Genomic DNA, 24,854 nt, shown 5'->3' on the forward strand with positions numbered 1-24,854 from the left:
GCCCCTACGGGGTGATTGTGCGGTTTTGGACAGCGTGCGTATTTATGCGCACCGACATTTGGTCGCCATGAATGGCGCCCACTAGCATAGCTATTCGTAGGGTGCGCATTTATGCGCACCGGCATCAACAGGACGATGGTGCGTAACCGATCGTCATTGATGACCACCGGTACGCATGCCCCGTTATTTCTGCTTCTTCTCAATCGTTTTACCCGACCAGTAACCCGCCAGCAGCGAACCGGACAGGTTGTGCCACACCGAGAACAGTGCGCCGGGCAGCGCGGCCAGCGGTGAGAAGTACAGTTTGCCCAGCGTGGCCGCCAGTCCGGAGTTCTGCATACCGACTTCCAGCGCCAGCGTGCGACAGGTGGATTCGTCAAAGCCAAACAGCTTGCCACCCCAGTAGCCGCCGAGCAGCCCAATGGCGTTGTGCAGGATCACCGCCGCGATCACCATCAGCCCTACCGAGCCGATAAAGCCCTGGCTACCGGCGACCACCGCGCTAATGATCAGCAGAATACACACCATCGAAAACGCCGGCAGATACGGCTCAACGCGGCGCACCACGCTGTTCATGGAGTGGTGAATAATCAGGCCAAGCCCAATCGGGATCACCACGATTTTGACGATGCTGAGCAGCATGCCCACCACATCGACCTGAATGTGGGTATCTACGTAGAAGCGCGTCAGCAGCGGCGTCGCGAACACGCCCACCAGCGCCGAAACCGACGAGATGGTCACCGACAGCGCCACGTCGCCCTTCGCCAGATAAATCATCACGTTCGAGGCTGTCCCGCTGGCCACGCTGCCGACCAGAATCATCCCGGCGGCCAGATCCGGCGGCATCTGGAACAGTTTCGCCAGCGCCCAGGCCGCCAGCGGCATTACCAGATAGTGCAGGAACGTGCCGGCAATCACCGGTGCCGGACGCACCAGCACGCGTTTGAAATCGTCAATGTTGAGCGTCACGCCCATGCCGAACATGATCAGCATCAGCAGGTAGGTTACCCACGGCCCGATGCCGAGGAAGGTGGACGGCGAATAATAGGCTGCAACGGACAGCAGTACGGCCCAGAGCGGAAACAGGCGGGTGAGTTTGGCGAGCATGAAGAAATGTCCTTAGCGTTTTACTTAATTGGTTTTTTGCCACAGATGAAACGGCGCGCGGGGAACGCCCGCAGCGACCTGCGCCGGATCATAACATTTCATTATCATAAGCGTGGCCGACGACAGAAAATGCCTATCGGCTGCTAAAGATCGCCGGGCAGACACGGGCATTCCGCTGGCATTTGTCCGAAATAGCGTCAGGCTGAACGGCAGAGATAAAAAAAGCCGGACATTGTCCGGCTTCGGGTGACTTACGCGTCAATTAAGATTCGAACAGATTCTTATGCAGCGCGCGCACCACCTCTTCCGCGTCAGGCGTTGGCACCAGGAAGCACAGGTTGTAGCTGCTTGCGCCGTAGCAAATCATGCGCAGGTTAAACGGCTCCAGCGCGCCGAATACCTCTTTGCCGACGCCGCAGGCTTTCGACAGGTTGTTGCCGATGATCGCCACCAGCGCCAGATTCTCTTCCACTTCCACCCGGCACAGGGATGAGAGCTCGGTCAGCAGCGCCTGGGTCAGCAGACTGTCGGCGGTGCTGGTTGAACCGGTGGTATCCAGCGTCAGCGCCACGCTCACTTCCGAGGTGGTAACCAGATCAACCGAAATACTGTGGCGTGCCAGGATAGCAAACACTTCCGCCAGGAAGCCGTGCGCGTGCAGCATGTTCAGGCTGTGCAGCGTCAGCAGCGTCTGTTTGCGCCAGCGCGTTTCACCGGCAATGGTCTCGATATCCTGCGCAAAGCCCATGTCCAGCATGCGGTCGGCTTCGTCCAGAATCAGCGTTTCTACCGCGCGGCAGTCAAAGTTCTCTTCTTTGATGTACTGCAGCAGGCGGCCGGTGGTCGCGACCACGATGTCCTGATTTTCACTGAACACTTCCGCGTGGTTCATATAGGCCACGCCGCCGGTGATGGTGGCGATATCGAGATGGGTATGTTTGGCCAGCTCGCGCGCCTGGTCGGCAACCTGCATCGCCAGTTCACGCGTCGGCGTGAGGATCAGAATGCGCGGCGGCCCTGATTTTTTACGCGGGAAATCGAGCAGGTGCTGTAAAGCGGGCAGCAGGTAGGCTGCGGTTTTCCCCGTTCCGGTTGGTGCCGAACCCAGAACGTCACGGCCTTCCAGCGCGGCAGGAATGGCCTCAGCCTGAATGGCAGTCGGGCGCGTGAAGCCTTTATCCTGCAGGGCTTCCAGCAGGCTTTCGTCGAGTTCGAGTTCGGAGAATGTGGTTACGGTCATGGTCTACCTCAGTTTGGGGCGCTGATTATAGACAGTTCAGCCACAATCTTCATCTGTTTGTGTTGCACAGGTGAAGGTGAATTCACTTCGCGACCACGTTACACTTCCGGCAGGAGCAAATTCAATGGTCGTTAAGCATGTCTCAGCCGCAACCGCCAGCGCGGGCGATGTTAAGAAAAGATGGGTTCACGTTTAAGCAATTTTTTGTCGCGCACGATCGCTGTGCCATGAAGGTCGGCACCGATGGGGTGCTGCTCGGTGCCTGGGCACCGGTGGCAGGCGTACGGCGCATACTGGATATCGGCTGCGGCAGCGGTCTGATTGCGCTGATGCTGGCGCAGCGCACGCCGGATGACGTCAGTCTCGATGCCGTCGAACTGGAGCGCAGCGCCGCCGCGCAGGCGCAGGAGAACGTCGCCGCGTCGCCGTGGGCGCATCGCATCGCGGTGCATGCGCAGGATATCGTCAGCTGGAGTGAGCAGGCAGAAAAACGCTACTCGCTGATTGTCAGTAATCCGCCGTTTTTCACGCCGGGCATGGCCTCGGCCAGCGTCGAGCGCGATACCGCGCGCAGCACGGCAACACTTGATCATCCCACCCTGCTGCGCTGTGCGGCACAGCTGATTGAAGAAGAGGGGCTGTTTTGCGTGGTGCTGCCCGCGGATGCCGGCGAAAACCTGATTACACTGGCGCGTGCCGAAGGCTGGCATCTGCGTTATCGCTATGATGTGGCACCTTACGCGCAGCGACCGCCGAACCGGCTGGTGCTGGGCTTTTCACCTGCCGCAGGCGAACTCGTGCAGGAGCGGCTCGCCATTCGTGATGAAGATAAAAGCTATTCGGCGGACTGGCTGAGCCTGGTAACCGATTTCTATCTGTTCCGCTAGGCTACCGGCTGCAGCACCGTTGGCTGTGCCTCGGGCAGCGTATGCGGATAGTCGCGGGTGAAGTGCAGCCCGCGGCTCTCTTTGCGCGCCAGCGCACAGCGCACCATCAGCTCTGCCACCTGTACCAGATTGCGCAGCTCCAGCAGATTGTTGGAGAGGCGAAAGTGCGCATAGTATTCATCTATCTCCTGCTGTAGCAGCGTAATGCGGCGCAGGGCGCGCTCCAGCCGCTTGGTGGTACGCACGATGCCCATGTAGTCCCACATTAACAGCCGCAGCTCATGCCAGTTGTGCTGAATCACCACCCGTTCATCGGCATCGTCGACGCGGCTTTCATCCCACGCCGGCAGGTGATCGACGGCGTGCATCTGCGGCAGACGGCGCACAATATCTTCGGCCGCCGACCAGCCATAAACCAGACACTCCAGCAGCGAGTTTGATGCCATGCGGTTAGCGCCGTGCAGGCCGGTGTAGCTGACCTCGCCAATCGCATACAGCCCGTCGACATCGGTGCGACCATGTTGATCCACCATCACGCCGCCGCAGGTGTAATGCGCGGCCGGCACAATCGGAATCGGCTGCTGTGTCAGATCGAGGCCAAACGTCAGCAGCTTGTCATAGATCATCGGAAAGTGGGCACGCACAAAGCTGGCCGGCTGATGGCTGATGTCGAGATACATGCAGTCGACGCCCAGGCGCTTCATTTCGTGATCGATAGCGCGCGCCACGATATCGCGCGGTGCCAGTTCGGCGCGCGCATCGAAATCCGGCATAAAGCGCGAACCGTCCGGGCGCAGTAGCCAGGCACCTTCGCCGCGCAGCGCTTCGGTCAGCAAAAAGTTCTGCGCCTGCGGATGAAACAGGCAGGTAGGGTGAAACTGATTGAATTCCAGATTGGCCACCCGGCAGCCGGCGCGCCACGCCATCGCGATGCCGTCGCCGGACGCGACATCCGGATTAGTGGTGTACTGATATACCTTCGCCGCACCGCCGGTGGCCAGCACCACGCTGCGGGCGCGGCAGGTTTCCACCTGTTCGCGATTGCGATTCCAGATCCACGCGCCCACCACGCGCCGCGTTCCGGGCAGGCCAATTTTATCAGAGAGGATTAAGTCCACCGCGTTGGCACGCTCAATAACGCGAATATTGGGATGGCTGAGCGCCTGGCTGACCAGCGTGGTTTCGACCGCGCGCCCGGTGGCGTCGGCGCTGTGTAAAATACGGCGATGGCTGTGACCGCCTTCGCGCGTCAGGTGATAGCGCGCCTTGCCGTTATCCTGTGGCTCGCGATCAAACGCCACGCCGTTATCGATCAGCCATTGGACGCACGGGCGCGCATTGCTGGCGATAAAATTCACCGTCTCGCGATCGCACAGGCCTGCGCCGGCAATCAGCGTATCTTCGACGTGCGATTCAATGCTGTCGTTCTCATCAAACACCGCCGCAATCCCGCCCTGTGCATACAGCGTGGAGCCTTCGCTAATCTGCGCTTTACTCAGTACCGTTACCTGATAGTGCGGTGCCAGCCGCAGCGCCAGAGATAAACCGGCCGCGCCGCTGCCGACAATCAGTACATCACAGCTATGATCGGGAATGGGATTCATGATGTTTAATTTACTAAACAAAAGGTCCCCCGAGCATAAGCCCGGACGCTGCTGGTGTGAAGTATTTTGAACAAAAAACGCGGGGTAATTCGACGCAATAATCAGTTTGTAATGCGATTTCAGTAAGTTATGTCTGAAAATAAGCGATTAGTGTTTTTTATACCAAACACGCTGAAAATTCAGGGAATAAAGGTGAAAAATGCGGCGTCATAGGGTACTCTGCCAGCGATTATCGGTGCCGCCAACGACACCACCAGTGCGGTAAGTCGCTACACTGAAAGACCATCAACAACAACGATGTCAGGGCACCGGTACAGAAAATATCAGGTCGTGGTGAACTTCAGGCCAGAACGGGACTCTAAGCGCATGCTTGCTCACAATAAATGAGATGTGCTGGCAGTTCACTTACGCATAAAAGAGATTTGGGGAGACATTACCTCGGATGAGCGAGCAGTTAACGGATCAGGTTCTCGTTGAGCGGGTTCAGAAAGGAGATCAAAAGTCATTTAATTTACTGGTGATCCGATACCAGCATAAAGTGGCGAGCCTGGTTTCACGTTATGTCCCGTCAGGCGATGTGCCTGATGTGGTTCAGGAATCTTTCATTAAAGCGTATCGCGCACTGGAGTCGTTCCGGGGTGATAGCGCCTTTTACACGTGGCTGTACCGCATTGCGGTCAACACCGCGAAGAATTATCTGGTGGCTCAGGGGCGCCGGCCGCCGTCCAGCGATGTGGACGCGATTGACGCGGAAAATTTCGAAAGTGCGGGTGCGCTAAAAGAAATTTCGAACCCTGAGAACTTAATGTTGTCAGACGAACTGAAACAAATTGTTTTTCGGACGATTGAGGCGTTGCCTGAAGATCTGCGTATGGCCATCACCCTGCGGGAACTGGATGGTCTGAGTTACGAAGAGATCGCCGCCATCATGGATTGTCCGGTAGGTACCGTACGTTCACGTATCTTCCGGGCCCGGGAAGCCATTGATAATAAAGTTCAACCGCTTATCCAACGTCAGTGATAACGGCTACTGGAAGGGTACCAAAACATGCAGAAAGAAAAACTTTCCGCTTTAATGGATGGTGAAACTTTAGATAACGAGCTGCTGGCGTCGTTATCGAAGGATGCAGATCTACAAAAAAGCTGGGAGAGCTACCATCTGATCCGCGACACCCTGCGGGGCGATGTGGGCGAAGTGCTGCATTTTGATATCTCCGCACGCGTTGCTGCCGCCATCGAAAATGAGCCGGTGCGCAAAGTGACTTCGTTGATCCCGGAAGCACAGCCGGAGCCGTCGCGCTGGCAGAAAATGCCGTTCTGGCGTCGCGGTGGCGGCTGGGTTGCTCAGGTCACGCAGATCGGTGTGGCGGCCTGTGTGTCGCTGGCGGTGATCGTCGGTGTGCAGCACTACAACAGCTCACCGGCGGGCAGCGCGACGGAAACGTCGGATGCACCAGCCTTTAATACCTTACCGATGATGGGTAAAGCGTCACCGGTCAGCCTGGGCGTGCCGTCTGATGCTTTTGACACCAACAGCTCAAATCAGCAGGTGCAGGAGCAGCGTCGCCGCGTGAATGCCATGCTGCAGGATTACGAACTGCAACGCCGCCTGCATGCCGATCAGGTGCAGTTTGAAAGCAATGCGCCGCAACAGGCGCAGGCTAACGTTCCCGGAACTCAGTCGTTAGGAACTCAACAGCAGTAATGAAGCAGCTTTGGTGTGCCGTTAGCCTGCTGGCAGGCAGCCTGCTTTGGTCATCTACCGCCCCGGCGCAGACATCTGCGTCCGGGGCGTTGTTACAGCAGATGGAGCAGGCCAGCCAGAACCTCAACTACGAATTCGCCTATATCAATGTCTCGCGTCTGGGCATTGAATCCCTGCGTTACCGCCATGCGGTCATCGACAATCGCGTGTTCGCTCAGCTATTACAGATGGACGGACCGCGCCGTGAGGTGATCCAGCGCGGCAACGACATCAGCTATTTCGAACCGGGTCTCGATCCGTTCTCACTGCCGGGCAACCACATTATTGATGCGCTGCCGGCGCTGATGTTCGCTGACTTCTCGCGCCTCGGCGATGCCTACGATTTTATTCCGGTAGGGCGCTCACGCATGGCCGATCAGATGTGCGAAGTGGTGCGCATCGTGTCGCGTGACGGCACGCGCTACAGCTACGTAGTGTGGCTGGACGTCGATACCAAACTGCCGCTGCGGATTGATTTGCTGGATCGTGATGGCGAGACGCTGGAGCAGTTCCGCGTCATCAGTTTTGCCGTCGATGAAGGCGTGCGCAATCTGATGCAGGGGCTGGAAAAAGCCAATCTGCCGCCGTCGCTGTCGTTACCGGCAGGCGACAAAGTGCAGCTCAGCTGGCAGCCAGGCTGGTTACCGGCCGGCATGAAGCTGATTTCGCAAAGCCGGCGTGACATTCCGGCGATGAACAAAACCGTGGAATCCCGTTTGTACAGCGATGGCTTGTTCAGCTTCGCTATCAACATTACGCCTGCCGATAAAAGCAGTTCGCCACAGTCATTGCGCACTGGACGTCGTACGGTACAGACCGAAGTGCGCGATAATCGTGAAATTACCGTGGTGGGCGAATTGCCGCCGACCACCGCCAAACGTATCGCGGACAGCATAGATTCAGGTGCGACAAAATGATGAGAGAATGGGCCACCGTGGTGGCATGGAAAGAGGGCGTCGCTACTCTGCATTCGGAAGCGAAAACCTCCTGCAACAGTTGTTCAGCGCGCAAAGGCTGCGGCAGCCATGCGCTCAACCAGCTGGGACCGAAAAACGCCCATGTAATGACCATCGCCAGTCCGGAGCCGCTGCAGCCGGGCCAGCGCATTGAGCTGGGCATTCGCGAAAGCAGCCTGCTCGGTTCTGCGTTGCTGGTATATATGACGCCACTGTTTGGTCTGTTCCTGGTCGCGGGCCTGTTCCAGATGCTGTTCCACAGCGACCTTGCTGCGGCCTGCGGTGCGCTGCTGGGTGGCGTTGGCGGCTTTATTGTTGCCAAAGGGGTTTCCAGCCGGTTTGGCGATCGCGAGGCGTTCCAGCCGGTGATTCTCAGCGTTGCGCTCCCGCCTGATGCGCTACGGGTGGAAAACCATAGTTGATCCCCGTTCAGGCCGCGTATTGCGCGGCCTTTTCATTTCGTCTTAATCGCTGAATTCTGTTGCGATTCCCCGCAGTTCCATTCTTTAACGCGCGGCGTTAACAGTGTAATATGCGTCGTCATTAACGAGGCTGACAGGGTTCCGGGTAAAGCTCACTTGCCTGAATGTGTCTGTGCTCACGTTTTCAACTGATTTTCTACGTGAAGATATTCATATAAATGAAGCACATACGAAATTTCTCCATTATCGCTCACATTGACCACGGCAAATCAACGCTCTCTGACCGTTTGATTCAGATTTGCGGTGGCCTGAGCGATCGTGAGATGGCGGCGCAGGTTCTGGATTCGATGGATCTGGAGCGCGAGCGCGGCATCACCATTAAAGCGCAGAGCGTTACGCTCAATTACCACGCGCCAAACGGTGAAACTTACCAGCTCAATTTTATCGACACCCCAGGCCATGTTGACTTCTCTTATGAAGTTTCCCGCTCGCTGGCGGCCTGTGAAGGGGCATTGCTGGTGGTTGATGCAGGTCAGGGCGTTGAAGCGCAGACCCTGGCGAACTGCTACACCGCCATGGAAATGGATCTGGAAGTGGTACCGGTACTGAACAAGATCGACCTGCCTGCGGCCGACCCGGAGCGCGTGGCGGAAGAGATTGAAGATATCGTCGGCATTGACGCCGCGGATGCGGTGCGTTGCTCGGCGAAAACCGGCGTCGGCGTACCGGATGTGCTGGAACGTCTGGTACGGGATATTCCGCCGCCGGAAGGTGATGCGGAAGGCCCGCTGCAGGCGCTGATCATCGACTCCTGGTTTGATAACTACCTCGGTGTAGTGTCGCTGATCCGTATTAAAAACGGCACGCTGCGCAAAGGCGATAAAGTCAAGGTAATGAGTACCGGGCAGGTGTACAACGCTGACCGCCTCGGCATTTTCACGCCAAAACAAATTGACCGTACCGAGCTGAAGTGTGGCGAGGTAGGCTGGCTGGTGTGCGCCATCAAAGACATCCTCGGCGCGCCGGTGGGCGATACCCTGACGCTGCAACGTAACCCAGCGGACAAAGCGCTGCCGGGCTTCAAAAAAGTGAAGCCGCAGGTTTATGCCGGTCTGTTCCCGGTAAGCTCCGACGACTACGAAGCTTTTCGTGATGCCTTAGGCAAGCTGAGCCTGAACGACGCCTCGCTGTTCTATGAGCCAGAGAGCTCCACCGCGCTGGGCTTTGGCTTCCGCTGTGGCTTCCTCGGCCTGCTGCACATGGAGATCATCCAGGAGCGTCTGGAGCGTGAATACGATCTCGACCTGATCACCACCGCGCCAACGGTTGTGTACGAAGTGGAAACCACTGACGGAGAAGTGGTGTACGTCGACAGCCCATCGAAGCTGCCGCCGCTGAATAATATTGCTGAACTGCGCGAACCGATCGCTGAGTGTCATATGCTGCTGCCGCAGGAGTTTCTGGGCAACGTCATTACGCTGTGTATCGAAAAACGCGGTGTGCAGACTAACATGGTTTACCACGGCAAACAGGTTGCGCTGACCTATGAGATTCCGATGGCGGAAGTGGTACTCGACTTCTTCGACCGTCTGAAATCAACGTCGCGCGGCTATGCGTCGCTGGACTATAACTTCAAACGTTTCCAGACCTCTGACATGGTGCGCGTCGACGTCCTGATTAACTCAGAACGCGTTGATGCGCTGGCGCTGATTACGCACCGTGATAACTCACAGTATCGTGGCCGCGAGCTGGTGGAGAAGATGAAAGATCTGATCCCGCGCCAGCAGTTCGATATTGCGATTCAGGCAGCAATCGGCAACCACATTATCGCTCGCTCAACAGTGAAACAGCTGCGTAAAAACGTCCTGGCGAAATGCTATGGCGGTGACGTCAGCCGTAAGAAGAAGCTGTTGCAGAAGCAGAAAGAAGGTAAGAAGCGAATGAAGCAGGTCGGCAACGTTGAGCTGCCGCAGGAAGCATTCCTTGCCATTCTGCATGTCGGTAAAGACAGCAAATAAGGAACTTTAATGGCTAACATGTTCGCCCTGATTCTGGTGATTGCCACTCTGTTAACCGGCATCATCTGGTGTATCGATCGCTTTAAGTGGGCCCCGGCGCGCCGGGCAAAGCAGGCGGCGGCACAGGCTCAGGCAGGTAATTCGCTCGACAGCAAAACGCTGGCCAAAGTGGCCGCGCAGCCGGGCTGGGTTGAAACCGCAGCGTCGGTGTTCCCGGTGCTGGCGGTGGTACTGATCGTGCGCTCGTTTATCTTCGAACCGTTTCAGATCCCTTCTGGCTCGATGATGCCGACGCTGCTGATTGGCGACTTCATCCTGGTGGAGAAATTTGCTTACGGCATCAAAGATCCGATCACGCAAACCACGCTGATCCCGACCGGCCATCCGCAGCGCGGAGATGTCGCGGTGTTCAAATACCCGAAAGATCCGAGCGTGGATTACATCAAGCGCGTGATCGGTCTGCCGGGCGACAAAGTGGTGTTTGATCCTTACAGCAAAACCCTGACCATCAACCCAGGCTGCGGCACGGGCAAGTGTGACACGGCGCTGCCGGTGACCTATACCAACATTGAGCCGAGCGATTTCATCCAGACCTTCAGCGGCTTTGATGGTAACGAAACCGGCAACGGTTTCTACCAGGTGCCGCAGGGCGAAACGCTGCGGGGCGGCCTGCGTCTTGGCACGCGCAAAGAGACGCTGGGCAACGTCACGCACGATATCCTGCTGGTGAACGAAGCGCAGAGCCAGGCGAGCATGTATTATCAGCAGCCGGGTCAGCCGCAGGCCACGTGGATTGTGCCGCAGGGGCAATACTTCATGATGGGCGATAACCGTGATAACAGCGCCGACAGCCGCTACTGGGGCTTTGTGCCCGAGAAGAATCTGGTCGGCAAAGCGGTTGCTATCTGGATGAGCTTTGAGAAACAGGAAGGACAGTGGCCGACCGGCGTGCGACTGAGTCGCATTGGCGGTATTCACTGATTTAAAAACGGTTGGCTTCCTGCGAGTCAGGGAGCCACTGCACACCAAACAGAACGTGCTGGACCTTCAGCCCTGTTTGGTATGCAGAGTCACAGACGCACAGAACAACTGGAATCGCATGAACCCCATCCTCATTAACAAGCTGCAGCGCAAACTGGGCTACACTTTTACTCATCCGGAATTACTGCAGCAGGCTCTGACTCACCGCAGCGCCAGCAGCAAACATAACGAGCGTCTTGAATTTCTTGGCGATTCTATCCTCAGCTATGTGATTGCCAACGCGCTGTATCACCGCTTCCCGCGCGTGGACGAAGGCGACATGAGCCGCATGCGTGCCACGTTGGTACGCGGCAACACGCTGGCCGAAATGGCGCGCGAGTTTGAGCTGGGCGAATGTCTGCGTCTGGGGCCGGGCGAGCTGAAAAGCGGCGGGTTCCGCCGGGAATCCATCCTCGCGGATACCGTCGAGGCGCTGATCGGTGGCATCTTCCTCGACAGCAATATTCAGACGGTCGAGAAGCTGATTCTCGACTGGTATCAGAATCGCCTTGAGCAGATCAGCCCGGGCGATAAGCAAAAAGATCCGAAAACGCGCCTGCAGGAGTATCTGCAGGGCCGTCATCTGCCGCTGCCGTCTTATCTGGTGGTACAGGTACGTGGCGAAGCGCACGATCAGGAATTTACCATTCACTGTCAGGTGAGTGGGATGGCTGAACCGGTGGTGGGCGTGGGCTCCAGCCGCCGTAAAGCAGAGCAGGCCGCCGCCGAACAGGCGTTAATCAAGCTCGGCCTCGAATAAATTGTCATTTCGCAGCCTCAGCAGTGAGGCTGCCCAATCAGGACCCGAATGAGCGAACTCGAAACATACAGCGGCTTTATCGCGATTGTCGGCCGGCCTAACGTCGGCAAATCCACCTTACTGAACCAGCTGCTGGGGCAGAAGGTGTCGATCACCTCGCGCAAGCCGCAAACCACGCGCCACCGCATCATGGGTATTCATACCGAAGGCGCTTATCAGGCGATCTACGTGGATACACCCGGCCTGCATATGGAAGAGAAGCGGGCGATCAACCGCCTGATGAACCGTGCTGCCAGCAGCTCCATCGGTGACGTTGAGCTGGTAATTTTTGTGGTGGAAGGCACGCGCTGGACGCCTGACGATGAGATGGTGCTCAACAAGCTGCGTGACGGCAAAGTGCCGGTGGTGCTGGCGGTAAACAAAGTCGACAACATCCAGGATAAAAGCATCCTGCTGCCGCACCTGCAGTTCCTCAGCCAGCAGATGAACTTCCTCGAGATCGTGCCGATCTCCGCCGAAACCGGTAAAAACGTGGATGCCATTGCGGAAATTGCCCGCAAGCGCCTGCCGCTGTCGGATCACCACTTCCCGGAAGACTACATCACCGATCGCTCGCAGCGTTTCATGGCCTCAGAAATCATCCGTGAAAAACTGATGCGCTTCCTCGGTGCCGAGTTACCGTATTCGGTAACTGTGGAGATCGAGCAGTTTGTCTCTAACGAGCGCGGCGGCTATGACATCAACGGTTTGATTCTGGTTGAGCGCGAAGGGCAGAAGAAGATGGTGATTGGCAACAAAGGTGCCAAAATCAAAACCATCGGTATCGAAGCGCGTAAAGACATGGAAGAGATGTTCGAGGCGAAAGTCCATCTCGAGCTGTGGGTTAAAGTGAAATCGGGCTGGGCGGATGACGAACGTGCGCTGCGCAGCCTGGGTTATACAGACGACTAATTGATGGAAGGCTGGCAACGCGCCTTTGTGCTGCATAGTCGCCCTTACAGCGAAACCAGCCTGCTGCTCGATCTGTTCAGCGAAAGTCAGGGACGCGTCCGCGTCCTTGCCAAGGGCGCACGCTCGCGCCGTTCCCAGCTTAAAGGCGCACTGCAACCCTTCACACCGCTACTGGTGCGCTGGGGTGGCCGTGGCGAAGTCAAAACCCTGCGTAACGCCGAAGCGGTGTCGCTGGCGCTGCCGCTCAGCGGCATCACGCTCTACTGCGGCCTGTATGTTAACGAGCTGCTGTCGCGGGTGCTGGAGCAGGAAATTCCCTTCTCCGAACTGTTCTTCGATTATCTCTCCTGTATCCAGACGCTGGCGGCGGCCAACGGTTCGCCCGAGCCAGCGCTGCGCCGTTTTGAGCTGGCACTGCTTGGCCACCTGGGCTACGGCGTCGACTTTCTGCACTGCGCCGGCAGCGGCGAGGCGGTCGACGACGGCATGACCTACAGCTATCGCGAAGAGAAAGGCTTTATCGCCAGTCTGGTGGTCAATCAGCGCAGTTTCACCGGTCGCCAGCTGCGCGCGCTGTGGGAGCGCGAATTTCCCGACGCCGACACGCTGCGTGCCGCCAAACGCTTCACGCGTATGGCGCTGAAACCTTATCTGGGCGGTAAGCCGCTGAAGAGCCAGGAGCTGTTCCGTCAGTTTGTGCCGAAAAAACGACCGAACGTGGCAAACGACGAGCGCGGGTGATGCACCTGACAGGCTCCGCGCGTTACACTGCAAACATACTGAACACATTTAAGGATTGTCATGGCTGAGTTGCTGTTAGGGGTCAACATCGATCACATTGCCACCGTACGTAACGCACGTGGCACAAACTATCCTGATCCGGTACAGGCCGCGTTTGTCGCGGAGCAGGCGGGCGCAGACGGCATTACCGTGCACCTGCGTGAAGATCGCCGTCACATCACCGATCGCGACGTGCGGATCCTACGCGACACCATTCATACCCGCATGAATCTTGAGATGGCGGTCACCGACGAAATGGTCGGCATCGCCTGCGACATCAAACCGCATTTTGTCTGCCTGGTGCCGGAAAAGCGTCAGGAAGTGACCACCGAAGGCGGCCTTGATGTGGCCGGTCAGCAGGACAAGGTCAACGCGGCAGTCAAACAGCTGAGCGAGGCGGGCATTCTGGTGTCGCTGTTTATCGATGCCGATCAGCGCCAGATTGAAGCGGCGGTCGCCAGCGGTGCGCCTTACATTGAAATCCACACTGGCGCCTATGCTGAAGCACCGGAAGGGCTGGCACGCGATGCCGAACTGGCGCGTATCGCCAGCGCTGCGACCTTTGCCGCCAGCCGCGGCCTGAAGGTCAATGCTGGCCACGGTCTGACGTATCACAACGTCCAGCCGATTGCTGCGCTGCCAGAAATGCATGAGCTGAACATTGGTCACGCGATTATTGGTCGTGCGCTGTTCAGCGGTCTTGCAGCGGCGGTCAGCGACATGAAGGCACTGATGCGGGAAGCGCGCCGCTAATGGCCATTCTGGGGCTGGGCAGCGATATCGTCGAGATCGAGCGTATCGCTGGCGTGATTGAACGCTCCGGCGATCGTCTGGCGCGCCGCGTGCTGAGCGAAGCTGAGTGGCAGCAGTATCAGGCGCATCAGCAGCCGGTGCGCTTCCTCGCCAAACGTTTTGCGGTGAAAGAGGCGGCGGCAAAAGCCTTCGGCACCGGCATTCGCGGCGGCTTAGCGTTCAATCAGTTTGAAGTGTACAACGATGCGCTGGGGAAGCCTGGCCTGCGCTTCTTTGAACAGGCCAAAGTGATTGCCAGCCAGCTGGGCGTGCAGCATGTGCACGTCACGCTGGCCGACGAGCGCCACTATGCCTGCGCCACGGTGATTATCGAAGATTAAGCGTGCAGCATTACAAATTTCTCCCACAGCGCGTCGCGACTTTCCACGTGCTGCGGGTCTGAAAGAATAGTGTTATCAATCGGGCAGACGCTCTGACAGGTCGGCTCATCATAATGACCCACGCACTCGGTGCAGCGGTCAGCGTCGATCTGATAGATCGATTCACCCATGCTGATCGCCTGGTTCGGGCACTCAGGCTCGCACATGTCGCAGTTAATGCATTTGGTGGTGATCAGTAAGGCCATCAGGTGAGTCCGTTAACAACAATAAAAGCGCGGTTATTATACTCACCTAAGCTCATCAGACCAGCTTTTTCACCAGCTCCTCGCTGTGACGAATATGGCTGGAGGCGCGTTCCGGATCGTTCTGCACCAGCGCCATAAACAGCAGATCGGTCAGCGCCAGCTGGGCGCTGGTGGAGGAGATGGCCGCACTGCGCGTGCTCTGCTCCTCGGCGACGGTATACAGACAGACCGTGGCGCACTGCTGCAGCGAATTCGGGGTAAAGCCGGTGAACGCCAGCACATCGGCGCCAATCGCCGCCGCTTCCTGCGCCGCGAGGTTAATCTCGCGACGTTCGCCGGTGTAGGAGATTGCCAGCAGCACATCGCCGGGTGCCATCGCCTGAACGCTGGCCAGTAGCGCGTGCATGTCCTGCTCGGCGACGGCGTTGATGCCAATCTTCATCAGCTTCCACGAAAAATCTTTCGCCACCAGCCCGGAAGCGCCAATGCCGACCAGCAGAATGCGGTTGGCGTTTTTCAGCAGCTGCAGCGTTTCCGTGAGTTTCTCTTCGCTGTTGATATCCAGCGTGGCGCGAATCGCCGAAATTTTTTCCGTCAGCAGCTTTTCGCCGACAACTTTAAGCGGATCGTCACTCAGAATGTGGTTGTGCACGGTGATGGCATCGCGGTCGGCCAGCGACTCACTCAGCGCCAGCTTCAGCGCCGGAAAGCCTTTGTAACCCAGTTTCTGGGCGAACTTCACCACGCTCGACTGGCTGACGCCTGACTCTTCCGCCAGTTTTTGTGAACTCAGATGCCGTGCCCGATCAGGCTGCGACAGCAAAAAATCCGCCAGCCGACGCTCGTTCAGCGCCAGGCGTGGGTAGAGCTGGCGAATTCGCAGCAATGAACTCATGTCCGATCCTTAATCCATAGTCCCGCACACAGCTTAGCCGCTCGCGGAAGGAAATGTCTGGCCAGGAATGTCAGATGACATCGCGCCGACGCAGAGAATAAACTATTCAAATGGCATTGTAGCCACTGGAATTAAAAATGACAGCTTTCGCCCCGGCGCGCGATGCTGGCTACACTGTAGAGCAGGTATCGCCGCGTTTAGAAAAAGGAGTCGGGTTTGACAAAGGGTTCGCATCGCCGCGTAGTATTTTTTGACCTGGACGGCACGCTGCATCAGCAGGACATGTTTGGCACATTTATGCGTTATCTGCTGCGCCGCCAGCCGCTCAATCTGATGCTGGTGGTGCCGCTGCTGCCAGTCATCGGTATGGGTATGCTGATAAAGGGGCGCGCCGCGCGCTGGCCGATGAGCCTGCTGCTGTGGGCTATCACCTTTGGCCATCGTGAGGCCACGCTGCGCCAGCGTGAGGCCGAATTTGCCCGCTGGTTTCGCGAACGCGTCACCGCGTTTCCGGTGGTGCAGCAGCGGCTGACTGACTACCTCAGCAGTGAAGATGCCGATGTCTGGCTGATTACCGGCTCGCCGCAGTCGCTGGTGGAGCAGGTCTATTTTGATTCCGCGTTTCTGCCGCGCGTGAAGCTGATCGCCAGCCAGATGAAACCGGGCCGTGGCGGCCGGGTATTAGCCATGCGCTGTCTTGGCCATGAAAAAGTGGCGCAGCTCGAGGAAAAAATCGGTACGCCGCTGCAGCTATACAGCGGCTACAGCGACAGCAAGCAGGATAACCCGCTGCTGTTTTTCTGCCAGCACCGCTGGCGCGTGACGCCGCGCGGTGAACTGCAACAGCTGGAGTGAATCGCAGCTGGATTCCGTCTATAATGCGCCGCCTTGTTAATCCGCAGGAGTTGCCCGTTGAACCCACAAACTGATGAATACTGGATGCGCCACGCGCTTGAACTGGCGCGGCGTGCGTGGGAGCAGGGCGAAGTGCCGGTCGGTGCGGTGCTGGTGCAGGGTGACAGAGTGATTGGCGAGGGCTGGAACCGGCCGATTAGCCAGTGCGATCCCACCGCGCATGCCGAGATTATGGCGCTGCGTCAGGGCGGAAAAGTGATTGATAATTACCGGCTGCTCGACACCACCTTATACGTGACGCTGGAGCCGTGCGTGATGTGTGCAGGTGCCATGGTGCACAGCCGGATTACCCGTCTGGTCTATGGCGCGAAGGATGAGAAAACCGGTGCCGCCGGTTCGCTGCTGGATGTGATCGGCCATCCGGGCATGAATCATCAGATAGAGATTGCGCATGGCGTGCTGGCAGAGGAGTGCGCCACGCTGCTGAGCGACTTCTTCCGTATGCGCCGGGAACAGAAGCGCGCACAGCGGCAGGCGCTGCGCGCCGATTAGTTCATCGCAATCTTTGGTTCGACGGCCGGATAACCGGCTCCGAGTTCCGCTTCCAGCGCCGACTGCTGCGCCAGCCGTTTCTCCTGCTCCTGCAGATAGCCTACCAGGCTGATCTGATACTTACGGATGTTCTCAACGTAGTTATAAGCTTCGTGGCCGCGCGCATAGCCGTATGTGGTCTGCGCGTAATAGCGCTTCTGGCTCAGCATCGGCAGGCGCAGCTTAACGTCGGCCCAGCTGTCCGGATTGCCACCCTGTTTGAGGGTCAGCCGGCGTGCATCCAGCATATGTGCGTAGCCCATGTTATAGGCCGCCAGCGCAAACCAGATGCGTTCATCTTCCGGAATGGTCTCCGGCACTTTTTCCATCATGCGCCGCAGGTATTCGCTGCCGCCGCGAATGCTCTGTTCCGGATCGAGACGATCGTTCACGTCGAGGCTGTCAGCGGTATTGCGCGTCAGCATCATCATGCCGCGCACGCCGGTGGGCGAGGTCGCCTGCGGATTCCAGTGCGACTCCTGGTAGGAAATCGCCGCCAGCAGGCGCCAGTCGATACTGGACGCGTACTTCTCAAACAGCGGCTTGATATCCGGCAGCGTGTTATCAATTGCGCGCAGGAAGGTGCGGGTATCGACATAATCAAAGGTGCCGACGTGGCCGAGATACTTCTCTTCCAGCCGCGCCATGGTGCCTTCTTCCCCCATCTGACTGTAGAAGTCGAGCATGGCGGCGTTCAGGCTATCGTCATCGTTACGTGGCAGATACCAGGTCACCGGCTCTTCATCGGTAATATCAAACGCCACTGCCAGCTGTGGATGGATACGCTGCAGCAGGCCGATGGTCACCGAATCCCCCACGGTATAGTCGAGCTTGCCGTCGGCGACCGCTTCCAGCAGCGCTTTCTGGCCCATATCGGTGGAAATGGCCCAGTCGAGATCGGGATAGCTGTCCGCTTTGGCGGAACGTAACGTTGACAGATAGGCCGAACCGGACTGCACAATCAGCCGGCCTTTCAGATCACCAAGGTTTTTGGGCCGCGGTTTGTCGATGCGATACACCAGCTGCTGCGACACCGAATAGTAGCTCGGGCCACTCTGATAACGGCTGAGGCGCTCGCTGTTGTAGATCAGCCCGGCGGCCAGCAGGTCGGCTTTGCCGTCGTCGAGATCGTCAAACAGGTCGCCGAGGTTGGGCCGCACCGTGACTTCCAGCTTCACGCCAAGATAATCGGCGAAGCGCTTCGCCAGCTCGTAGTCCATACCGGCTGGTGCATTATTGATGGTGTAGTAAGTCAGCGGCGAGTTGACGGTACTGATGCGCAACACTCCCCGCGATTTGATCTGTGATAACGCGTCTTTTCCGCCCCCGTACCAGGGGATGGACGGCCACAGCGCCAGCGCAAGCAGCACGGTGATCAGACCGATAAACAGATAATTTAATTTCAGGCGTTTCAAATAGTTGTCTCGTAATGGCTCACAGGCCTCTGTCTTTTAAAGGCAGTATTTATGTTGTTTTGCACTCCCAGAGCGAGGGGCATTTTGCGCAACAAAGCGCAACAGGGCAACTTATATAGCAAGATTTGCGCAAAATTCAGGCAAATCCTGAGGCTCAGTTTTTCTGCGCAAACGGTTTCGTAACCCGTGCCATTTCTCTATAATACCGCCCGTTTTCCCTGTTGCGCCCCATGAAGCGTCGCCCGGCGCTTCGAAGACGAGAGATCTTTAATGATGGAAATTCTGCGTGGTTCGCCCGCTCTGTCGGCATTTCGTGTAAACAAACTGCTGACCCGCTTTCAGGACGCTCACCTGCCGGTGAGTGATATTTACGCCGAGTACGTCCATTTCGCCGATGTCAGCGCACCGCTCAGCGCGGAACAGCAAGCCCGCCTGCAGCGTCTGCTGAAATACGGTCCTTCTCTCGCCGAACATGCGCCACAAGGGCGTCTGTTGCTGGTGACGCCGCGTCCCGGCACCATTTCTCCCTGGTCATCGAAAGCCACCGATATCGCCCACAACTGCGATCTGCCACAGGTATTGCGCCTGGAGCGCGGTCTGGCCTTCTATGTACAGGCGCCGCAGCTGACTGACGCGCAGTGGCAGCAACTGGCCAGCCTGCTGCACGACCGCATGATGGAAACCGTGTTTACGGAGCTCAGCGCGGCAGAACAGCTGTTCGCGCATCATGAGCCGCAGCCGCTGAAAAGCGTAGACGTGCTGGGCGGAGGGCGCGAGGCGCTGGAGCAGGCTAACCGCACGCTCGGCCTGGCGCTGGCCGATGACGAAATTGATTACCTGCTCGATGCCTTCACCAGACTGGGCCGCAATCCGAACGACATCGAGCTCTATATGTTCGCTCAGGCGAACTCCGAGCACTGTCGTCACAAGATTTTTAACGCCGACTGGATTATCGACGGCGAAAAACAGCCGAAGTCGCTGTTTAAAATGATTAAAAACACCTTTGAGCAGCATCCGGAACACGTCCTGTCGGCGTATAAAGACAATGCCGCGGTGATGGAAGGCTCCGAGGTCGGGCGTTTCTACGCGGATGCGCAGCAGGGCGAATACGAGTTCCATCAGGAAGCCGCGCATATCCTGATGAAGGTGGAAACCCACAACCACCCGACGGCCATTTCGCCATGGCCAGGTGCCGCCACCGGTTCCGGCGGGGAAATCCGTGACGAAGGTGCCACTGGACGCGGCGCGAAGCCGAAAGCGGGTCTGGTCGGCTTCTCGGTTTCCAACCTGCGTATTCCCGGCTTTGAACAGCCGTGGGAAGAGGATTTCGGCAAGCCGGATCGCATTGTTACCGCGCTGGATATCATGACCGAAGGCCCGTTAGGCGGCGCCGCGTTCAACAACGAATTTGGTCGCCCGGCGCTGAACGGCTATTTCCGTACTTATGAAGAGCAGGTCAACAGCCACAACGGCGTTGAGCTGCGCGGCTATCACAAGCCGATCATGCTGGCCGGCGGCATTGGTAACATCCGCGCCGATCACGTGCAGAAGGGAGAGATCGTGGTTGGCGCGAAGCTGATCGTGCTGGGCGGTCCGGCGATGAATATCGGCCTTGGCGGCGGCGCGGCGTCCTCGATGGCGTCCGGCCAGTCGGATGCCGATCTCGACTTCGCCTCGGTGCAGCGTGACAACCCGGAGATGGAGCGTCGCTGTCAGGAAGTGATTGACCGCTGCTGGCAGCTGGGCGAAGCCAACCCGATTCTGTTTATTCACGACGTCGGTGCCGGTGGCCTGTCTAACGCCATGCCGGAGCTGGTGAGCGACGGTGGCCGCGGCGGCAACTTCAACCTGCGCGACATCCTTAGCGATGAGCCAGGCATGAGCCCGCTGGAAGTGTGGTGTAACGAGTCGCAGGAGCGTTATGTGCTGGCGGTTGCGCCGGACAAACTGGCGCTGTTCGATGAACTGTGCCAGCGCGAACGTGCGCCGTACGCGGTGATTGGTGAAGCGACCGAAGAGCAGCACCTGAACCTTGCCGACAGCCATTTCGATAACAAACCGATCGACATGCCGCTCGACGTGCTGCTGGGTAAAACGCCAAAAATGACGCGCGACGTGGCCAGCCAGCAGGCGAAAGGTGACGCGCTGGTGCGGGACGGCATTACCATTGCCGATGCGGTAAACCGCGTGCTGCATCTGCCAACCGTGGCGGAAAAAACCTTCCTGGTGACCATCGGTGACCGCAGCGTAACCGGCATGGTGGCGCGCGATCAGATGGTCGGGCCGTGGCAGATCCCGGTGGCGAACTGCGCCGTGACCACCGCCAGCCTTGACAGCTACCACGGTGAAGCGTTTGCCATGGGCGAACGTGCGCCGGTAGCGCTGCTTGATTTCGCTGCGTCCGGCCGCCTGGCGGTGGGCGAAGCGCTGACCAACCTGGCCGCGACCGCGATCGGTTCACTGAAGCGCGTGAAGCTGTCGGCAAACTGGATGGCTGCAGCCGGTCACCCGGGCGAAGACGCTGGCCTGTACGCCGCGGTAAAAGCGGTGGGCGAAGAGCTGTGCCCGGCGCTGGGGATCACCATTCCGGTGGGTAAAGACTCCATGTCGATGAAAACCCGCTGGCAGCAGGGCACTGAACAGCGCGAAATGACTTCGCCGCTGTCGCTGGTCATTACGGCTTTTGCACGTGTTGAAGATGTGCGTCGCACCGTAACGCCACAGCTGCAGCCGGAAGGCGACAACCTGCTGCTGCTGGTGGATCTCGGCAACGGTGCTAACACCCTCGGCGCCACGGCGCTGTCACAGGTGTATCGCCAGCTGGGCGACAAACCGGCCGACGTGCGCGATGCCGCGCAGCTGGCTGGCTTCTTCAATGCAATTCAGACGCTGGTCAGCGAGCAGAAACTGCTGGCTTACCACGACCGCTCGGATGGCGGTCTGCTGGTCACGCTGGCTGAGATGGCCTTCACCGGCCACTGCGGTATTGAGGCGGATATCGCCGCGCTGGGCAGCGATGCGCTGGCAGCACTGTTTACGGAAGAGCTGGGCGCCGTACTGCAGATTAACGCTGCCGACCGCGCGGCTGTGGAAAAAGTATTTGCCGATCACGGTCTGAGCAGCAATGTTCACGTCATCGGTAAAGCGCTGCCGGGCGACCGTTTTGTTATCCGCTCCGGCGACAGCGCGGTGTACAGCGAAAGCCGTACCACCCTGCGTACCTGGTGGGCTGAAACCACCTGGCAGATGCAGCGCCTGCGCGATAACCCGGCCTGTGCCGATCAGGAACATGAAGCGAAGAAAGACGATAACGATCCTGGCCTGAACGTGCAGCTGACCTTCCGTCCGGAAGAGGATGTGGCGGCACCGATGATCGCCACTGGCGCGCGTCCGCGCGTTGCCGTGCTGCGCGAGCAGGGCGTGAACTCGCACGTTGAGATGGCTGCTGCCTTCCACCGCGCAGGCTTCACCGCGGTTGACGTGCACATGAGCGATCTGCTGGCGGGCCGTCGTGGTCTGGAGGAATTCCACGCGCTGGTCGCCTGTGGCGGCTTCTCCTACGGCGACGTGCTGGGTGCGGGCGAAGGCTGGGCGAAATCGATTCTGTTCAACAGCCGCGTGCGTGACGAGTTTGAAAACTTCTTCCATCGTCCGCAGACGCTGGCGCTGGGCGTGTGTAACGGCTGCCAGATGATGTCGAATCTGCGTGAACTGATTCCGGGCAGCGAGCTGTGGCCGCGCTTTGTGCGTAACCAGTCCGAGCGCTTTGAAGCACGCTTCAGCCTGGTGGAAGTGGCCGCCAGCCCGTCACTGCTGCTGGACGGCATGGTCGGTTCTCGCATGCCGATTGCCGTCTCGCACGGTGAAGGTTTTGTTGAAGTGCGTGACGGTGCGCATCTGGCTGAGCTGGAAGCGAAAGGGCTGGTGGCGCTGCGCTTCGTCGATAACTTCGGCAAGGTCACCGAGACCTATCCGGCAAACCCGAACGGCTCACCTAACGGCATCACCGCCGTGACCAACGAAAGCGGGCGCGTCACCATTATGATGCCGCATCCGGAGCGCGTGTTCCGCACCGTCAGCAATTCGTGGCATCCGGCGGAGTGGGGCGAAGACAGCCCGTGGATGCGCATTTTCCGCAACGCGCGCAAGCAGCTGGGTTAAACCTGAATCCTGTCTCTTACCGGTGACCATTCACGGGCACCGTGCAAAGGCCGCTCAACGCGGCCTTTTTTAATTTTGTCGCGTGGACACTGCTCTCGATCCGCTGTGATTCCCTGACATCTGTGGCATGTCGGAAAATGACGACAATCCCATGGCTGAGTTGTCGCTAAAAGGTGACATTTAAATCGTTGTTTTTTATAGGCGCAAAGTTAGCGCGTTAAAGCCGTTGCTAATCGGCGACACTTTTTCCAGACCAGCCGGTCCGAAAGCGTCGTTAATTCCCTCCCTGAGCTGGCAGTATGCTGATTAACAAGGCTATTTATTTTCTGGCACGATATTTGCTATACTTATTACGTTGCTCATTCTCCTGTCTATGATTGCCCCGCACTGCGGTTGAGCTCATAAAATATCGAATGACGCACCAAACGGAGCCTGCCGTCCACCCAACCGATAATCGCTTGCTTTGCAACGTTATCAGGCACCGGACGCAACGTTGAGTTAGGCTCCACCTATTTTGCAGGCGATGCTGCGGCGTCGCTCTCACGGCAGGCCAAAAGGCCTGCCGTTTTCGTTTTCAGCCTTTCTAACCTTGCCGGACTTCGCTAGCATGCCTGCAACTCACCTCAAAGGAAACGCGGTTGTGAAGAGATGGCGTCTGTTTCCCCGATCCCTGCGGCAACTGGTTTTAATGGCCTTTCTGCTGGTGCTGCTGCCGCTGCTGGTGCTGGCATGGCAGGCATGGGAAAGCCTTTCAGCATTGAGTAATCAGGCGGCGGACACCAACCGCAACACCTTTACCGACGTGCGTCGCAGTGAGGCGATGGCGCGTACGGCGCTGGAGCTGGAGCGTAGCTATCGCCAGTATTGCGTGCTGGGCGATGCCAGTCTGGCACGCCTGTATCAAACGCAGTGGAGCCGCTACGGCCAGATGCTCAGCAGCCATGCCGCCAGCCTGCCCGATTTGCCAACGTTCAAAATATTGCAGAGCGCGCTGCCGCAGCTGGAAAAGCTGCAGTGTGATAACGGCAATCTGCTGGCACCGGCGGCGAGCGCGCTGGAGGCATTCTCCGCCGCCAACACCCGCATGGTGCAGGCCACGCGTGAAGTGGTGTTTTCACGCGGCCTGCAGCTACAGCGCGAAATTGCCGATCGCGGCCAGTTTTTTGGCTGGCAGGCGCTGATACTGTTTTTAATCAGTCTGGTGCTGGTACTGCTGTTCACCGGCATGATTATCGGCCCGGTTAAGCGCGTCGAACGCATGATTAACCGGCTGGGCGAGGGGAAAACGCTGGGCAATAGCGTCAGTTTTCGCGGGCCACGCGAAATTCGCTCGCTGGGACAGCGCATAGTCTGGCTCAGCGAACGTCTTAGCTGGCTGGAAGCACAGCGGCATGAGTTTCTGCGCCACCTGTCGCACGAACTCAAAACGCCGCTGGCCAGCCTGCGCGAAGGCACCGAACTGCTGGCCGACCAGGTTGCCGGCCCGCTCAATGCGGAACAGCAGGAAGTTGTCGCCATTCTCGACACCAGCAGCCGTCATCTGCAGCGACTGATTGAACAGCTGCTCGACTACAATCGCCGGCTGGCGGACAGCCCAATGCGGCTGGAACCGGTGGCTATCGACGCTATCATTGATAGCGTCGTCAGGGTGCACTCACTGCCCGCCAGCGCGCGCCAGATGCACACGCATATCGATCTGCAGGCCCGCTATTGTCTGGCGGAACCGACGCTGTTGCAGCGGGTGATTGATAACCTCTACTCGAACGCCGTGAACTACGGTAGCGAATCCGGTAACATCTGGCTGCAGAGCCAGCAGAAGGGCAACCAGGTGTGGATTGAGGTGGCGAACACCGGCACGCCGATTCCGGCTGAAGAGCAGGCGATGATCTTTGAGCCCTTTTATCAGGGGAGCCAGCAGCGCAAAGGGCCGGTGAAAGGCAGCGGGCTGGGATTAAGCATCGCCAAAGATTGCCTGCGCAGGATGCAGGGTGATTTGCAGTTGGTCACGCGCACGGACGCGGACGTCTGTTTTCGTATCATTTTGACTACCAGCGCCGGGAATGCCTGATT

At 58.3% G+C, this 24,854-nt stretch carries 21 protein-coding genes and 1 pseudogene; 16 read left to right on the top strand and 6 right to left on the bottom strand.

Going from position 1 to position 24,854, the window contains the following annotated elements:
* Window positions 1-183: 183 nt before the first annotated feature.
* The gene (gene panS / locus ERD80_RS06255) at window positions 184-1,107 is read right to left on the bottom strand and encodes a ketopantoate/pantoate/pantothenate transporter PanS (protein ID WP_021508027.1); all 924 of its coding nucleotides are present in this window, start codon (window positions 1,105-1,107) and stop codon (window positions 184-186) included.
* Window positions 1,108-1,789: 682 nt separating this feature from the next.
* Window positions 1,790-2,347, bottom strand: a pseudogene (locus ERD80_RS22625) (DEAD/DEAH box helicase); the annotation flags it as partial.
* Window positions 2,348-2,484: 137 nt separating this feature from the next.
* On the opposite strand from ERD80_RS22625, the gene ERD80_RS06265 reads away from it, so the two are divergent.
* Window positions 2,485-3,234: a tRNA1(Val) (adenine(37)-N6)-methyltransferase gene (locus tag ERD80_RS06265; RefSeq protein ID WP_136546238.1), complete on the top strand. Its 750-nt coding sequence runs from the start codon at window positions 2,485-2,487 to the stop codon at window positions 3,232-3,234.
* Here the strand turns inward: ERD80_RS06265 and nadB are convergent.
* Window positions 3,231-4,838, bottom strand: a complete 1,608-nt coding sequence (nadB, locus tag ERD80_RS06270) for an L-aspartate oxidase (RefSeq protein ID WP_031279369.1) — start codon at window positions 4,836-4,838, stop codon at window positions 3,231-3,233. The genes ERD80_RS06265 and nadB overlap by 4 nt on opposite strands.
* Before the next feature lie 442 nt (window positions 4,839-5,280).
* Between nadB and rpoE the strand changes: the two genes are divergently transcribed.
* The 11 genes from rpoE to acpS all read left to right on the top strand — a co-directional run bounded on the left by rpoE (window position 5,281) and on the right by acpS (window position 14,622).
* Window positions 5,281-5,859: an RNA polymerase sigma factor RpoE gene (gene rpoE / locus ERD80_RS06275; protein WP_010617748.1), complete on the top strand. Its 579-nt coding sequence runs from the start codon at window positions 5,281-5,283 to the stop codon at window positions 5,857-5,859.
* A 27-nt stretch (window positions 5,860-5,886) separates the two neighbouring features.
* The gene (gene rseA / locus ERD80_RS06280) at window positions 5,887-6,543 is read left to right on the top strand and encodes an anti-sigma-E factor RseA (RefSeq protein WP_021506518.1); all 657 of its coding nucleotides are present in this window, start codon (window positions 5,887-5,889) and stop codon (window positions 6,541-6,543) included.
* Entirely contained in the window at window positions 6,543-7,499 is a 957-nt protein-coding gene (gene rseB, locus ERD80_RS06285) for a sigma-E factor regulatory protein RseB (RefSeq protein ID WP_031279374.1), read from the top strand. The genes rseA and rseB overlap by 1 nt, the downstream gene beginning before the upstream one ends.
* Window positions 7,496-7,960, top strand: a complete 465-nt coding sequence (gene rseC, locus ERD80_RS06290; RefSeq protein WP_021506520.1) for a SoxR-reducing system protein RseC — start codon at window positions 7,496-7,498, stop codon at window positions 7,958-7,960. The genes rseB and rseC overlap by 4 nt, the downstream gene beginning before the upstream one ends.
* Before the next feature lie 218 nt (window positions 7,961-8,178).
* The gene (gene lepA / locus ERD80_RS06295) at window positions 8,179-9,978 is read left to right on the top strand and encodes a translation elongation factor 4 (protein ID WP_136546240.1); all 1,800 of its coding nucleotides are present in this window, start codon (window positions 8,179-8,181) and stop codon (window positions 9,976-9,978) included.
* Between the two features lie 9 nt (window positions 9,979-9,987).
* Window positions 9,988-10,959: a signal peptidase I gene (lepB, locus tag ERD80_RS06300; protein ID WP_021506522.1), complete on the top strand. Its 972-nt coding sequence runs from the start codon at window positions 9,988-9,990 to the stop codon at window positions 10,957-10,959.
* A 118-nt stretch (window positions 10,960-11,077) separates the two neighbouring features.
* The gene (gene rnc, locus ERD80_RS06305; protein WP_021506523.1) at window positions 11,078-11,758 is read left to right on the top strand and encodes a ribonuclease III; all 681 of its coding nucleotides are present in this window, start codon (window positions 11,078-11,080) and stop codon (window positions 11,756-11,758) included.
* A 48-nt stretch (window positions 11,759-11,806) separates the two neighbouring features.
* On the top strand, window positions 11,807-12,709 hold the full coding sequence (era, locus tag ERD80_RS06310; RefSeq protein ID WP_058758278.1) for a GTPase Era: 903 nt from the start codon (window positions 11,807-11,809) through the stop codon (window positions 12,707-12,709).
* A gap of 3 nt (window positions 12,710-12,712) precedes the next feature.
* Window positions 12,713-13,450, top strand: a complete 738-nt coding sequence (gene recO / locus ERD80_RS06315; protein ID WP_021506525.1) for a DNA repair protein RecO — start codon at window positions 12,713-12,715, stop codon at window positions 13,448-13,450.
* 60 nt (window positions 13,451-13,510) lie between these two features.
* Complete coding sequence (gene pdxJ, locus ERD80_RS06320) at window positions 13,511-14,242, top strand: pyridoxine 5'-phosphate synthase (RefSeq protein ID WP_058770863.1); 732 nt, start codon at window positions 13,511-13,513, stop codon at window positions 14,240-14,242.
* The gene (acpS, locus tag ERD80_RS06325) at window positions 14,242-14,622 is read left to right on the top strand and encodes a holo-ACP synthase (RefSeq protein ID WP_010617758.1); all 381 of its coding nucleotides are present in this window, start codon (window positions 14,242-14,244) and stop codon (window positions 14,620-14,622) included. Before pdxJ ends, acpS begins: the two co-directional genes overlap by 1 nt.
* Here the strand turns inward: acpS and ERD80_RS06330 are convergent.
* Window positions 14,619-14,867, bottom strand: coding sequence for a YfhL family 4Fe-4S dicluster ferredoxin (locus tag ERD80_RS06330; RefSeq protein WP_136546242.1), 249 nt, complete (start codon window positions 14,865-14,867; stop codon window positions 14,619-14,621). The genes acpS and ERD80_RS06330 overlap by 4 nt on opposite strands.
* A gap of 55 nt (window positions 14,868-14,922) precedes the next feature.
* Complete coding sequence (locus ERD80_RS06335; RefSeq protein ID WP_021506531.1) at window positions 14,923-15,762, bottom strand: MurR/RpiR family transcriptional regulator; 840 nt, start codon at window positions 15,760-15,762, stop codon at window positions 14,923-14,925.
* 216 nt (window positions 15,763-15,978) lie between these two features.
* On the opposite strand from ERD80_RS06335, the gene yfhb reads away from it, so the two are divergent.
* Together yfhb and tadA are read left to right on the top strand one after the other, a co-directional pair.
* Complete coding sequence (gene yfhb, locus ERD80_RS06340) at window positions 15,979-16,617, top strand: phosphatidylglycerophosphatase C (RefSeq protein WP_125309210.1); 639 nt, start codon at window positions 15,979-15,981, stop codon at window positions 16,615-16,617.
* A 57-nt stretch (window positions 16,618-16,674) separates the two neighbouring features.
* On the top strand, window positions 16,675-17,169 hold the full coding sequence (gene tadA / locus ERD80_RS06345; RefSeq protein ID WP_071813580.1) for a tRNA adenosine(34) deaminase TadA: 495 nt from the start codon (window positions 16,675-16,677) through the stop codon (window positions 17,167-17,169).
* On the opposite strand, the gene mltF is transcribed toward tadA, so the two are convergent.
* Window positions 17,166-18,623 (bottom strand): membrane-bound lytic murein transglycosylase MltF, encoded by a 1,458-nt coding sequence (mltF, locus tag ERD80_RS06350; protein WP_021506534.1) that lies wholly within the window; start codon window positions 18,621-18,623, stop codon window positions 17,166-17,168. The two genes, tadA and mltF, sit on opposite strands and share 4 nt — an antisense overlap.
* 270 nt (window positions 18,624-18,893) lie before the next feature.
* On the opposite strand from mltF, the gene purL reads away from it, so the two are divergent.
* Both purL and ERD80_RS06360 read left to right on the top strand, forming a co-directional pair.
* The gene (purL, locus tag ERD80_RS06355; protein ID WP_058775645.1) at window positions 18,894-22,784 is read left to right on the top strand and encodes a phosphoribosylformylglycinamidine synthase; all 3,891 of its coding nucleotides are present in this window, start codon (window positions 18,894-18,896) and stop codon (window positions 22,782-22,784) included.
* A gap of 640 nt (window positions 22,785-23,424) precedes the next feature.
* Window positions 23,425-24,852: a HAMP domain-containing sensor histidine kinase gene (locus ERD80_RS06360; RefSeq protein WP_125309208.1), complete on the top strand. Its 1,428-nt coding sequence runs from the start codon at window positions 23,425-23,427 to the stop codon at window positions 24,850-24,852.
* The last annotated feature ends 2 nt before the right edge of the window (window positions 24,853-24,854 follow it).

It is taken from the genome of Pantoea sp. R102, assembly GCF_004916815.1.
Classification (GTDB): Bacteria; Pseudomonadota; Gammaproteobacteria; order Enterobacterales; family Enterobacteriaceae; genus Pantoea; species Pantoea dispersa.